General features: G+C 71.2%; 9 protein-coding genes, 3 tRNA genes and 1 other RNA gene. 8 read left to right on the top strand and 5 right to left on the bottom strand.

Annotated features, from left to right (window positions below):
* Positions 1 to 23 precede the first annotated feature (23 nt).
* Together ACULPM_RS10155 and ACULPM_RS10150 are read left to right on the top strand one after the other, a co-directional pair.
* Positions 24 to 689, top strand: coding sequence for a DivIVA domain-containing protein (locus ACULPM_RS10155; protein ID WP_445332154.1), 666 nt, complete (start codon positions 24 to 26; stop codon positions 687 to 689).
* 564 nt (positions 690 to 1,253) lie between these two features.
* Positions 1,254 to 2,357: a hypothetical protein gene (locus tag ACULPM_RS10150; RefSeq protein WP_445332153.1), complete on the top strand. Its 1,104-nt coding sequence runs from the start codon at positions 1,254 to 1,256 to the stop codon at positions 2,355 to 2,357.
* A 208-nt stretch (positions 2,358 to 2,565) separates the two neighbouring features.
* On the opposite strand, the gene ACULPM_RS10145 is transcribed toward ACULPM_RS10150, so the two are convergent.
* The 3 genes from ACULPM_RS10145 to rnpB all read right to left on the bottom strand — a co-directional run bounded on the left by ACULPM_RS10145 (position 2,566) and on the right by rnpB (position 5,418).
* On the bottom strand, positions 2,566 to 3,513 hold the full coding sequence (locus ACULPM_RS10145) for a TIGR03915 family putative DNA repair protein (RefSeq protein WP_445332152.1): 948 nt from the start codon (positions 3,511 to 3,513) through the stop codon (positions 2,566 to 2,568).
* Positions 3,514 to 3,523: 10 nt separating this feature from the next.
* Positions 3,524 to 4,939, bottom strand: a complete 1,416-nt coding sequence (locus ACULPM_RS10140) for a putative DNA modification/repair radical SAM protein (protein ID WP_167929666.1) — start codon at positions 4,937 to 4,939, stop codon at positions 3,524 to 3,526.
* Positions 4,940 to 5,055: 116 nt separating this feature from the next.
* Positions 5,056 to 5,418: RNase P RNA component class A (rnpB, locus tag ACULPM_RS10135), an RNA gene on the bottom strand.
* A 127-nt stretch (positions 5,419 to 5,545) separates the two neighbouring features.
* On the opposite strand from rnpB, the gene ACULPM_RS10130 reads away from it, so the two are divergent.
* Positions 5,546 to 6,085, top strand: coding sequence for a PTS sugar transporter subunit IIA (locus tag ACULPM_RS10130; protein ID WP_445332151.1), 540 nt, complete (start codon positions 5,546 to 5,548; stop codon positions 6,083 to 6,085).
* Entirely contained in the window at positions 6,082 to 6,741 is a 660-nt protein-coding gene (locus tag ACULPM_RS10125) for an IMPACT family protein (RefSeq protein WP_445332150.1), read from the top strand. Before ACULPM_RS10130 ends, ACULPM_RS10125 begins: the two co-directional genes overlap by 4 nt.
* A gap of 239 nt (positions 6,742 to 6,980) precedes the next feature.
* Here ACULPM_RS10125 and ACULPM_RS10120 read toward each other — a convergent pair whose 3' ends face one another.
* The gene (locus ACULPM_RS10120) at positions 6,981 to 8,423 is read right to left on the bottom strand and encodes an aminopeptidase C (protein ID WP_445332149.1); all 1,443 of its coding nucleotides are present in this window, start codon (positions 8,421 to 8,423) and stop codon (positions 6,981 to 6,983) included.
* A gap of 11 nt (positions 8,424 to 8,434) precedes the next feature.
* Entirely contained in the window at positions 8,435 to 9,793 is a 1,359-nt protein-coding gene (locus ACULPM_RS10115) for an aminopeptidase C (RefSeq protein ID WP_445332148.1), read from the bottom strand.
* Between the two features lie 297 nt (positions 9,794 to 10,090).
* Here ACULPM_RS10115 and ACULPM_RS10110 point away from each other — a divergent pair, with 297 nt between their 5' ends.
* The 4 genes from ACULPM_RS10110 to ACULPM_RS10095 all read left to right on the top strand — a co-directional run bounded on the left by ACULPM_RS10110 (position 10,091) and on the right by ACULPM_RS10095 (position 11,875).
* Positions 10,091 to 11,485: a CCA tRNA nucleotidyltransferase gene (locus ACULPM_RS10110; RefSeq protein WP_445332147.1), complete on the top strand. Its 1,395-nt coding sequence runs from the start codon at positions 10,091 to 10,093 to the stop codon at positions 11,483 to 11,485.
* Between the two features lie 130 nt (positions 11,486 to 11,615).
* Positions 11,616 to 11,689 (top strand) — tRNA-Gln (locus tag ACULPM_RS10105).
* Positions 11,690 to 11,718: 29 nt separating this feature from the next.
* Positions 11,719 to 11,795 (top strand) — tRNA-Glu (locus ACULPM_RS10100).
* Positions 11,796 to 11,798: 3 nt separating this feature from the next.
* Positions 11,799 to 11,875: transfer RNA gene (locus tag ACULPM_RS10095), tRNA-Glu, on the top strand.
* The last annotated feature ends 293 nt before the right edge of the window (positions 11,876 to 12,168 follow it).

Below are 12,168 nucleotides of genomic sequence, written 5' to 3'. Positions count from 1 at the left end.
CTGCGAAGCGAAAGGGAACAAGAATGGCAATCACACCAGCAGACATCGAGCAGCAGACCTTCTCTCCCTCCAAGCACGGCTATGACACCGAGGAGGTCGACGCCTTCCTCGAGCAGCTCTCCGCCGAGGTCGACGCGATGCTTCAGAAGATCGCCGACCTCAAGGGCCGTCTGACCTCCACCGAGCAGCAGCTCTCCGCCGCGCAGGCGCAGATCGCGAGCATGGAGGAGCACGGCTCCGCCACCGTCGCCGCCCCCGTGGCCGCCGCGCCCGCAGATGCCATCACCGCCTCCGAGCGCCAGATCTCCCAGGTGCTCATCGTGGCGCAGCAGTCCGCCGACAAGCTCGTCGCCGAGGCCCGCGACAACGCCGAGAAGATCCGCAACGACGCCGACGCCAAGGCCCGCGAGGTCATCCGCCAGGCGCTCGCCGAGAAGCAGAACGAGCTCGACGAGATCGACCGTCTCAAGGCCTCCCGCGAGGAGTTCCGCTCCGAGTACAAGAAGCTCCTCCAGCACTTCATGGACGACGCCGAGGCCGTCTTCCCGGCCCAGGTCGCGCTCTCGAGCGCCCCGAACGGCTCTGCCGGCACCACGCACGCCGACGTCGCCGCGCCCGCCCGCGTCGCCGCGCCCGCGGCCCCCGCGACCCCGGCCGTGAGCCTCGCCGACTTCGGCGACCTCGACTAGGCCCTCGCACCATAGCCCTCTCGCGGCCCCGCGCCCCTCTGGGTGCGGGGCCGCTTCGTCTCCGCGTCGTGTTGGCGGCTTGGGACGGCGCCGGCGAAAAAGATGCGCCCTCGCGAGCATGCCCCCGCGCACGGATTCCGCCTTCCGTGGACTAGAACCGTGCGCGGGGGCATGCTCGGCCGAAGCGTGCGCCCAGGCATGCTCGTGATGTCCCCGCGCGTTCTTCTCGCCCCCTGTCCCCTGTCGAGCATGCCTCCGGACACGGATTGCCTCACGATCCGCGTGGCGAGAAGAACGTGCGTCGCGGCATGCTCGCGCCTCCCGCTTCCGCCCGCCGCTCGCCGATTGCTCCTTCCGAGCATGCCATCCTGCACGCTTTTCCCGAACATGCCCCTGTGCACGGTTTTGTCTCCCAGACGGCCAAATCCATGCGTAGGGGCATGCTCGAGCATGGCGGCGGCATGGAGATGGCCGTCATGACCGCCGCCCGCCGAAAGCCCCCGTCCGGGAGAGCCCCTCCATGGGAGAATGGCGGCCCTTTTACACCGGAGAGGGGAGGCGGGCATGAGCAGGAAGGTCGACGAGCGGATCGGGGCCGAGCTGGCGCGCGCCGAGGCGGAGGGCTCCTGCCTCGCGCCGGCGTCGCGGGCGGACCGCGCCGCGCTCCAGCGGCGCGTCAGGCGGCGCCGGACCGCGGAAGAGGACCGCATCATATCCCCGGTTCCCGGAATCTACGCCCGATGGGTCCACTGGCGCTCGCTCAAGCCCCCGCAGCGCGCCCTCGGCATCATCCGCGGGCTTGCTGCGCTTCACCCCGACTGGGTCTTCTGCGGCCCCTCCGCCGCGCTCGTCCGAGGCATCTCCGTCTCCTGGGCGTCGCTTCGAAGGACGCACGTGGTCTGCGGCCCGCGCGACGGCAAGAGGCTCGCCGCCCGCATCGTCCGCCACCAGATCGACGTGGGGGAGGCCGAGGTCGTGGGCGGCATTCGCGTGACCTCGCTCGAGCGCACCGCGTTCGACTGCATGCGCGACGCGCGCTTTCCCGATGCCCTCGCCGTCGCGGACTCCGTGCTCCGGCTGACCGGGATGGGGCGCGAGGCGCTCCGACGGCTGCTGCGCCGCTCCTTCGCGGGCCACCGCGGCATCGCGCGCGCACTCGCCACCTGCGACTGGGCCGACTCCCGCGCGGAGAGCGGCGGGGAGTCCGTGGCCCGGGCCATCATGATCGAGCGCGGGGTGGCGCTCCCGGCCATTCAGGTCCGCCTCGCCGACCCGCTCGACGAGGACGGCTGGTTCAGGGTCGACTTCACGTGGCTCGGCAAGGACGGGAGGCCCGTCGCGGGGGAGCTCGACGGCCTGGTCAAGTATGTGGACCCCGCGCTCATGGGCGGCCTCGGCCTCGAGGCGGTCATCGCCGGCGAGCGCCGTCGCGAGGCCCGCATCACCGCCTACGACATGCGCGTGGCGCGCTTCTCGCTCGGCGAGGTGGTAAACGAGGCGAGCTTCTGGCGCCGGGTTCGCCTCTACGGCATCCCCTTCGGGCCCCCGCCCGAGTGCCGCCACGGCGTTCCCGTGCGCGCTCTTGCCGGAGGGTGGAACCCCTCGTGCGGGGCTGGGGAGATGGACCTCGGCACATGGCGGCTCGAGTACCAGGTGGTCGCCGCCTGACGTCCGCCCACATCAGCTGAGCATGCCCCCGCGCACGACCCTGGTCCCCCGCAGCCCCGAAACCGTGCGCTGTGGCATGCTCGGCCGATGCGTGTGCCAAGGCATGCTCGGGCGGCACGGGGCGGCGCGGGCGAGAAGGACGTGCCCTCGTGACCATGCCCCCGCGCACGGACCGCCCCAGCATGCCCCCGCGCACGGATCTCGCCGCTCAGAGAGCGATTCCGTGCGCCGGGGCATGCTCGGCGCACCCGGGCGCGGCCGCCCCCTCGCCGCCCCCGGCGTAGCGGGCCGGCACGTGGGCGCCGGCATCGTCCGAGCGGGGGTCGAGCTCCGTCATGCGGCCCCGCAGCCGGACGGGGACGAACTTCGTCCGCAGGTCGTAGCCGCGCTCCGCCGCCTCGCGCCCCGGGAGCGAGACATGGTCGTAGAAGCGCTTCCAGAGGGCGCGGACGTAGCGCTCGTCACCCGCGAGGTCGTCCTCGCCGAGCGCGGCCAGCCGCCGCGCCAGCGCCTCGTCGAGGCGCACCACGACGCAGCGGGCGGCGCGCGCCTCGTGGAGGGCGGCCACGCGGTGGGCGGGGTCCACGAGGCAGAAGCGCTCCGGCCCCATCCGTCGGGCGAAGTGGGGCGCCACGAGGGGCACGACGTCCGCCGCGGGCTCGATCGCGGCGACCCACGACCCGTCCGCCCTTCTCGAGAAGCGCGCGAACTGCCGCGCGTGCTCGACCTCGGAGAGCACGTGCCGAGCGAGGTCGTCCACGGCGAGGACCCGCTTGTCCGTGGCGCGGGCGTGCAGCTCGTGCGGCCGGGAGAAGCCGAGCCTCAGGTAGCGATGGACCGCCTCGGGCGCGGAGGGGTCGTCGGACGAGCAGGCGAGAAGGGCGCGCCGCGCGCACTCGCGGCCCGTCTTGCGCCGGAAGCCCTTGAGCACCCGCTCGGAGAGCCCGACCACGCCCTCGTCCGCCGCGTCGAGCGGGCCGAGCGCCACCTGGCCCAGGCGCGGCTGCACGGCGTCCGCCCGGCAGAGCTCGAGCGACCCCTCGCCCACGTGGGCGAGGTAGCCGACCCCCACCGAGGCCACGATGCCCTCGGCACCCGGCGCGCAGGCGAGAAGGACGCCGTAGCGCCGCGCGGTCTCGGCGACTGCCCCCACCATGCGCTCGACCTCAGAAGAGGCGCAGCTGGGCGCCCTCGAGCTCGGCGCGTCTCCTGTTGTAGGCGCTCCCTCGCGCATCGCTCACCAGCCTCTCGCGTATGAGCCCCTCGTCGAGCGGGCTCCCCTCGTCCCGAACGCCGCCGCACGTGAGGAAGTGCCGCGCCCGCCTCAGCGTCACGCGCAGCGCGCGCAGGTCGTCGAAGGTCACGGGCCCGCGCGCCCGGGCGGCCACGATGCGCCGCGCGCCCACGGGGCCCACGCCCGGCACGCGCAGCAGCAGCTCGAGCGGCGCGTCCATCACCTCGACGGGGAAGCGGTCGATGTGCCGCAGGGCCCAGGCGAGCTTGGGGTCCACCTCGAGGTCGAGCCAGGGCTCCTCCTCCGTGACGAGCTCCTCCGGCTCGAAGGCGTAGTAGCGCATGAGCCAGTCTGCCTGGTAGAGGCGGTGCTCGCGACGCAGCGGCACGGGCGTGCCGGGATCGGGGAGCCGCTCGTCGTCCATGAGCGGCATGTAGGCCGAGAAGAACACGCGCCTCAGGTCGAAGCGGTCGTAGAGCGCCTTGGAGAGGGAGAGGACGTGCCGGTCGTCCTCGGGCGTGGCGCCCACGATGAGCTGGGTGGACTGGCCCGCCGGGGCGAAGGCGCGCCCGCGGGGGCCCACGCGGGCGCGCGGGCGCGTGGTGAGCGCGAGCGCCGAGCCCCGCCCCGCGGCGAAGAGCGGGAGGGGCCCGTCGGGGGAGGGTCGCGCCTCCCGCCCGTCCTTCTCGCCCCGCGACGCGAGCCTGCGCCTGTCCGCCGCCCTGCCGTCCGCGAGCAGGCGCCGCTCCTCGTCCGCGCGCCTCGAGCGGATCTGCGCCATGGGGCGCAGCACGGCGTCGCGGCTCTTCTCGGGGCAGAGCGCCTCGAGGGAGGTCGCGCTCGGGAGCTCTATGTTCACCGAGAGGCGGTCCGCCAGCCGACCGAGCGCGTCAACGAGCTCGGGGGACGTCCCGGGGATGACCTTGGCGTGCACGTACCCGTTGAAGCGCAGGTCCTCGCGCAGGACGCGCAGGCAGGCGACCATGCGCTCCGTCGTGGCGTCCGCCGTGCCCAGGACGCCGGAGGAGAGGAAGAGGCCCTCCACGTAGTTCCTCTTGTAGAAGTCCACCGTGAGCTCGGCGAGCTCGCGCGGGGCGAACGTTGCCCGCGCGCAGGAGGCGGAGCTGCGGTTGACGCAGTAGGCGCAGTCATGGGAGCAGGCGTTGGACAGCAGGACCTTGAGCAGGGTGACGCAGCGCCCGTCCGGCGTGAAGGCGTGGCAGCAGCCCGCCGGCTGCGTGGCCCCGAGCCTGCCCTGGCGCGGCGCGCGCATCGCGCCCGAGGAGGTGCACGCCGCGTCGTAGCGCGCGGCCTCGGCGAGTATGCCGAGCTTGTCGAGCGTGTCCATCCGCCCTCCTTCTCCCGAACATCTGTTTGAGAGTAGGGTAGCACAGGGACCGGACACATGTTCTCATCCCGGGAAGACGGGCGCGCCACTGGCGTCAGGCTTATTTGGCACACGGTACGCGAGGTGGGCCTATAAGCCGGGTTCTGTCGTGGGCGGCCATTTATCTACTGCGGACGTCACCGTCCGCCTCTAGCGCGCAACCCGAGCGCAGTGCGGGCCACACCATGGCGCTCCTATTTGCGTTTGCTCCGGATGGGGCTTGCCAAGCCGTCGCGTTGCCGCGGCGCTGGTGGTCTCTTACACCACCGTTTCAGCTTTTCCCTTTGCGCGGCCCGAGGGCCGGCCAGTTGGAGTCTTCTTTTCTGCGGCGCTTTCCGTCGGGTTACCCCGCCCGGCCGTTAGCCGGCATCCTGCCCTGTGGAGCCCGGACTTTCCTCATGACGCCCTCACGGGCGCCCCGCGGTCGCCTGGCCCACCTCGCGTCCGATGATTCTAGCATGATTCGAACGGTTTTCTGTGGACATGAGGTGGACTACAATACATTGGGCCATAACGCGAGCGCGCGCCGTCGAGCGGCGGCGCGCCTTCGACGAAAGGTTTTTGCACGTGGGTCTGCTCGAAGTCATCGGCGCCGGTCGCGCCGCAAAGCCAGCCCCGGTCGCGGCGGCGGACGATCCCGGGGTCGTGAGCGCGCCCGTCTCGGGCCGCGTCGTCTCGCTCGACCGGGTGGGGGACCCGGTCTTTGCGCAGGGCATGCTCGGCGCCGGGGTCGGCATCAGGCCGCGCGAGGCGGCCGAGAGCCCCGCCGTGGCGTTCTCGCCGGTCTCCGGCACGGTCATGGCCGACGTCAAGACGCGCCACGCCCTGCTCATCAGGACGGACACCGGCGCCGAGGTGCTCCTGCACGTGGGGGTCGACTCCGTGCGCCTGCACGGGAAGGGCTTCCGCCTCTTCGTGGGCAAGGGCGACCAGGTGCGCGCGGGCGACCCGCTGATCTCCTTCGACCGCGCCCTGCTGGAGAGGAGCGGCCTCGACGACACCGTGATCGTCACCGTCACCAACTCCGAGTCCTTCTCGCGGGTCGAGTCCGCCGCGGACGACACGCTCGTCTCCGCCGGCAGCGCGGTGCTGCGCACGGACCGATGACGCTCGGGGAGGGCGCGGCCCCCGGGGGCTATCGCACGCTGCGCGGGGGCATCGAGGTCACGGGCGAGGTCGAGGACCGTCGCAGCCGCTTCATCGCCCAGCTCGCCCACGTGGGGGGCGAGAAGGACGCCGAGGCCTTCATCGCCGAGGTCCGCTCCCGCCACCACGACGCCCGGCACAACGTTCCCGCGTGGATCCTCGCCGACGGCCGCGAGCGCTGCTCTGACGACGGCGAGCCCAGCCGCACTTCCGGCATGCCCACGCTCGAGGTGCTGCGCGGCGCTGGCCTCGCCGACGTGTGCTGCGTCGTCACGCGCTACTTCGGGGGCACGCTCCTCGGTCCCGGCGGCCTCGTGCGCGCCTACACCGCCGCCGCGCAGGCCGCCGTGGCGGCCGCCGAGGAGGAGGGCGCCATCGTGGAGATGACGCTCGTGACCCCGGTGACGGCACAGCTTCCCTATGCCCTCTACGACCGCGTGACGCGGCTCGTCTCCGACTGCGGGGGCAAGGTCGCTGACCAGCTCTTCGCCGAGGACGTGCAGCTCTCCTGCGTCTTTCGCTCAGGGGACGAGGGGCGCTTCCTCGCCGCGGCCCGCGAGCTCGCCAACGGCGAGGACCTGGCGCGCGCCGGCGAGCCCCGCTTCGCAGAGTTCTAGCGGGCCGGGCATCCCGGCCGCGGTCCCGCGTCCTTCTCGCCACGCGCAATCGCGACTTTCCGGACATTCGAGTCTGCGCATGCGCCGAGAACGCGTAACGCCGGATCTGTGGTCGTGTTAGCCACAAAATCCGGCGTTACGTATTCGACGGTTCGAACTTTTGGACGCGTAACTCAAGAAGTCCGGAAAAGTGAGTTTACGCATGCTGGCGAGAAGGACCCGCGCCTGGCGAGAAGGGCCTACAGCCGGGGCGCCATCGCCATGCCGATGGTGGTCCAGGGGTCGACCTCCTCGACGGGCGCGTTGTCCCAGAGGTCGAGGACCTCGGCCGGCACGAACTCGCGCCGCACGACGACCTCGCCGCCGTAGGTGCGGAACCACTCCGCGCTCGCCACGAGGTAGCCCTTCTTGCAGGCGTCCTCGCCCCAGCTGTTCTCGATGCGCCAGGCGACGGGGCGCCCGTCGTCGCCGAGCTCCACGCCCTGGAACGTCATGGCGTGGGTGTTGCGGGTCTCGTGCGCGTCGATCATCTCGGCGCGGCCCATGGAGAGGTCTACGCCGAAGAGGCCCTCGTAGTCCATCGTGTCGCACGCGAGCACGCCGGGGAAGTCCTCGATCCTGCGCGGGAACTGCTGCGCCACGTCGCAGGCCATCTCGCAGGGCACGCCCGCGGAGAGCGACGCCACGGCGGCGTCCTCGAGCACCTCGATGCCCACGTTGAGCATCCTGAGCGCCCGCCCGCCGGCCATGGTGTCCGAGAAGCGACGGTGGAACGCGTGGCCGAAGGGGCGGCTCTCGCCGGGCATGTGCACGAGCTGCACGTAGTCGTCGGGGTCGAAGGGGACGTAGCGCTCGGCGAACTCGCGGGGCGTGATGCCGCGGTCCACGAGGAGGCGCCGCGTCTTGCCGTCGGGCGCCGTGCCGCCCTCCTGCTCCACGAGCATGGAGGCGTGCACGCGGCACTTCTCGCCCACGGGGACCTCGACGTCGATCGTGGCGGGCGGCTCGCCGAGGCAGACGCAGAGCACGCGGTGGCAGTCGGCGACCATGCCCTCCTTGGCGGCTCGCAGCTCGCCCACGCCCGCGCCCGCGGCGGCCATGCGCCTCAGCTCCATGGCGCTCTTGCGGAAGAGGCGGTCGAGCTGGGCGTTCATCTGGTCGGCGTCCTTGGTGCAGGCGCTCTCGGGCATGGCGTCCTTGGGCACGAGGCCCCACTTCTTGATGATGTTCATCGCGGCGGGGTAGTAGTTGCCGTCGCCCATCGAGTGCTCCAGCAGGTCGGAGACCTCGCGGGAGTCCAGCGGCAGCGCGGCGGTCTCGATGACGTACTCGAGGCCCACGTTGAACTTCTCGAGCTTGTCGTAGAAGAAGCCGAAGGCCTGGGAGAACTCGAAGTCGTCCACGTCGAGGAGCTCCATCGTGGCCGCGCGGGCCACGTTGAACGCGGAGAACATCCAGCAGCGGCCGGAGTGGCGCTGGTTGGTGACCTTGCCCGTGCGCAGGCGGCTCACGCGGAACGTGTCGTGGTAGGTGCGCATGCGTGAGACGTCGCGCGCGGAGGCGTGGACGTTCATCGAGGTCACGGCGTTTCTCGCCACGCGGTTGGCGCGGTCTGCCGAGAAGGACGCGGCGAGCTCGTCAGAGGTTGCGGGCGCGATGGCGCCGGCGGAGTAGTCGGTCATTCCTGCCCTCCTTAGCGGACGCGCGCGAGCGAGCCCATGGGGTCCCACGGCGCGAGCACGCGGGGCTCCTCGGTCTCGTAGGCGGCGCGCTCCTCGTCCGTCAGGTGCTTCTTGTCAACGACGACCTGGTAGACGTACTCGTCGAACCATGCGTCGGAGAGGGTGTCAAAGCCGTCCCGGCCGTGGTCCTTGCCCCAGCTGTTCTCCACCTTCCAGAGCGTGGGGTGACCGCCCTCGTCAAGGTTCACGCCCTCGAGGACCATGGCGTGGGTCATGAGCGACTCGCCGTAGTCCAGGCGCTCGGCGCGGTCCATGCAGCCCTCCACCGGGAAGCCGAGAAGGCCGTCCACGTCCAGCGCGGCCGTGTCCATGATGCCCTCCTCGCGCAGGTAGCTCTGGCCCACGTCGCAGCCGAACCACACGGGCAGGTCCTCGCGCAGCTGGGCCACGGCGCACTCCTTGAGGCGCTGGATGGGGAGGTTGAGGTAGCGCACGCCGCCGTCCTCCACCACGTTGCCCAGGCGGCTCACGGTGTAGGTGTGGCCGAAGGGCTTGTCGGCGGTGGGGGCGGAGATGAGGCTCACGTAGTCGTCCACGTCCATGCCCACGGCCTCGTCGAAGAACGCGGCGGGCGTGAAGGTGCCGGAGAGCGCCAGCTTGCCGTCCTTGTCGCGCAGGCGGACGTCAAAGCTCGCGGGCGGCTCGCCGAGGCAGGTCACGAGGAGGTGGTAGACGTCGCCCATCATCTCCTTCTTCATGGCCGCGAGGTCGTCGGCGCCGACGCCGGCCGCGTGGCTCTCGCGCAGGCGCCTGGCGGCGCCGCGCAGGTAGCGCGTGAGGTAGGAGTCCATCTCGCGGGTGTTGCGCGAGCAGGCGGTCTCGGGCATGGCCTCCTTGGGGACCACGCCGTACTTCTTGACGAGGCTCTTGAACATGTCCCACTGCCCGCCGTCGCCCACGGGGTCGGCGAGGAGGTAGCTCACGAGGCGGCCGTCCAGCGGCTCGTCCAGCGTGTCGAGGACGTTCTCGAAGAACCAGTTGCTCTTCTCGAGCTTGTCCCAGAAGAGGGGATAGGCCTGGCTGAGCTCGAAGGTCTTGAGGCCGTACCTCTTGATGACGCGGTAGCGCATGGTGTTGAGGCTCGCGAACATCCAGCAGCGGCCCGAGCGCTCCTGGTTGCAGCGCTCGCCCTGCGTGACCTCGACGTCGAAGGTCAGGGCGTTTCTCGCGACCCCCTCGGGCACGCGCGCGGCGGCGCGGATGCCGACGGAGCTCACGGCGTTCTTGGCGACCACGTTGGCGCGCTCGGAGAAGAACTCCTCGCGGGCGCAGGCGAGGTCGTCGGCGGTGACGGATGTCATCTCGTCCATGGGGCGGTACCTCCCGTTCGTTAGTTCGGATTGGACCGGCATCGAGCATAGCACTCGGCGGGCGGCACCGCTTTGGCGGGGCGTCCCTCCGGGTGCGTGCGCGCCCCGCCCGGATGCGTACGCGATTCGAGGCCTGATACCGGGTCCTCTGCGGGAAAACCGCAGGTCGGCACCGCGGCGAGAAGGACATCAACCCGGAAACCTCGTACGTACCCGGGCAAGGCGCGTACGCACCCGGAGGCGCGTCCGGCCGAGCTGCTAGAATGTGGCGAGAAGAACCACGGGTGGAGGGGTCATATGGGCACGGACATCGAGGGCCGCCTCGCGCGCGAGCTGCCCGCATACGCCCGGCGCGTCGTCGACGCGCTCGAGGCCGCCGGCTATGAGGCGTGGGTCGTCGGCGGCTGGGTGCGCGACGCCCTTCTCGGCGCGCCCGGCCATGACGTCGACGTGACCACCTCGGCCCCATGGCAGAAGACGGCGGCCGTGCTGCGCGCGGCGGGGATCGCCGTGCACGAGACCGGCACCGCCCACGGGACGGTCACGGCCGTCGTGGGAGGCCGGCCCGTCGAGACCACCACCTACCGCGTGGAGGGCGGCTACTCCGACCGCCGCCACCCCGACGAGGTGCGCTTCGTCACGGACGTGCGCGAGGACCTCGCGCGGCGCGACTTCACCGTCAACGCGATGGCGTTCCACCCGGAGCGCGGCCTGCTCGACCCCTTCGGCGGCGAGAGGGACCTCGCGGCGCGCGTCATTCGCGCGGTGGGGGACCCGCGCACGCGCTTCGAGGAGGACGCCCTGCGCGTGCTGCGGGCCGTGCGCTTCGCCTGCCGGCTTGACGCCGCGATCGAGCCCGCCACGCAGGCGGCGCTCGAGGCGTGCGCGCCCGAGCTCGACCAGATCGCGTCCGAGCGCATCGGCCAGGAGCTCGACGGGATCCTCGCCACGGGGCGCGCCGCCTGGGCGCTGCGCCACGAGTTCGCCGTGCTCTCCGCGGCCGTGCCCGAGCTCGCGCCGATGGCCGGCTTCGACCAGAGGAGCCCCTATCACGCCCACGACGTGCTCGAGCACACGGCGCGCGTCTGCGCGGGCGTGGAGGAGTTCGCGGGCGGGCGCCCGCTTCCGGCCCTGCGCTGGGCGGCGCTCCTGCACGACGTGGCCAAGCCGGCCTGCTGGAGCGAGGACGTCTCGGGGCGCGGCCACTTCTTCGGCCACCCCGAGGAGGGCGCCCGCGTGGCGCGCCGCGTGATGGGGCGCCTGGCGGTGCCCGGGGAGGTGGCGCGCGCCGCGGCGGCGCTCGTGCTGCTCCACGACTTCGAGATCCGCGCGACGGCCCCCTCCATGCGCCGGATGCTCTCCGAGCTGGAGGCGGCGGCGCCGGGGCAGGCGCGGCCGCTGGCCTTCGCGCTGCTGGACCTCAAGCGCGCCGACGCGGTGGCCAAGGCGCCCGCGTGCATGGGGTACGCGGTGGAGCTCGACGCCATGACGGCGGTCCTGCGCGCGGAGCTTTCCGCCGGGGCGGTGTGGCGCGTGCGCGACCTGGCCGTGGGCGGGGCGGACGTGATCCGCGAGCGCGGGGTGGAGCCCGGGCCCGGCGTGGGCATGGTGCTCGCGCAGCTGCTCGAGGCCGTCAAGGCGGGGGAGGTGCCCAACAGGCGCGACGCCCTTCTCGCCTGGCTGCGGTGGTAGTCGCCTAAAAGGGGACAGGCCCCTTTTAGGCAAGTTTCCATGCACAACTTCTCCAAAATTCTTGCTTGCATGACGTGAGGGGATGCCGTATAGTGTTTCTCCGCGCTGAGAGGCGCACGAAGTGGCAAATTGGGACTTCGTCTAGTGGTAGGACAGCGGATTCTGGTTCCGTCAACGGGAGTTCGACTCTCTCAGTCCCAGCCATTTGCCGCTTGCCTCACAATCGCATATGTGGCCCGTTCGTCTAGCGGTTCAGGACGCCGCCCTCTCAAGGCGGAGATCACCAGTTCGAATCTGGTACGGGCTACCAAATGGCCCGTTCGTCTAGCGGTTCAGGACGCCGCCCTCTCAAGGCGGAGATCACCAGTTCGAATCTGGTACGGGCTACCAAACGTTCAGGGTCGGGCCTTCGGGTCCGGCCCTTTTTCGTTGTCGAGGTCATGGGTCACGCCGCACCGAGCATGCCGTGGCGCACGGAAACCTTGGCTTATAGGACAAAATGTGTGTCCGCTTCAGGGGCATCGACGCAGGTCGATGCCCCTTTTTCTCGGCCTTAAATCCGTGCGGAGCTTTTAACCACTCGGACAGAAAGTGTGTCCGCCCGCGCCCCGTCTCCGCAGGTCGATGGCGGAAAATCCGACCGTTAAACCCGACGGAATCGAGGTTCGCGGATGAAGGCGGTC

The sequence above is a fragment of the Thermophilibacter sp. ZX-H3 genome (assembly GCF_052599055.1).
The sequence above is the reverse complement of the archived record's forward strand: the minus strand, read 5'-3'. Positions and strand labels throughout refer to the sequence as shown.

Excerpts from the sequence above, each read along its gene's own strand:
- ACULPM_RS10155 (WP_445332154.1), top strand. The coding sequence starts at position 24 with ATGGCAATCACACCAGCAGACATCGAGCAGCAGACCTTCTCTCCCTCC.
- ACULPM_RS10150 (WP_445332153.1), top strand. The coding sequence starts at position 1,254 with ATGAGCAGGAAGGTCGACGAGCGGATCGGGGCCGAGCTGGCGCGCGCC.
- ACULPM_RS10145 (WP_445332152.1), bottom strand. The coding sequence starts at position 3,513 with ATGGTGGGGGCAGTCGCCGAGACCGCGCGGCGCTACGGCGTCCTTCTC.
- ACULPM_RS10140 (WP_167929666.1), bottom strand. The coding sequence starts at position 4,939 with ATGGACACGCTCGACAAGCTCGGCATACTCGCCGAGGCCGCGCGCTAC.
- ACULPM_RS10125 (WP_445332150.1), top strand. The coding sequence starts at position 6,082 with ATGACGCTCGGGGAGGGCGCGGCCCCCGGGGGCTATCGCACGCTGCGC.
- ACULPM_RS10120 (WP_445332149.1), bottom strand. The coding sequence starts at position 8,423 with ATGACCGACTACTCCGCCGGCGCCATCGCGCCCGCAACCTCTGACGAG.
- ACULPM_RS10115 (WP_445332148.1), bottom strand. The coding sequence starts at position 9,793 with ATGGACGAGATGACATCCGTCACCGCCGACGACCTCGCCTGCGCCCGC.
- ACULPM_RS10110 (WP_445332147.1), top strand. The coding sequence starts at position 10,091 with ATGGGCACGGACATCGAGGGCCGCCTCGCGCGCGAGCTGCCCGCATAC.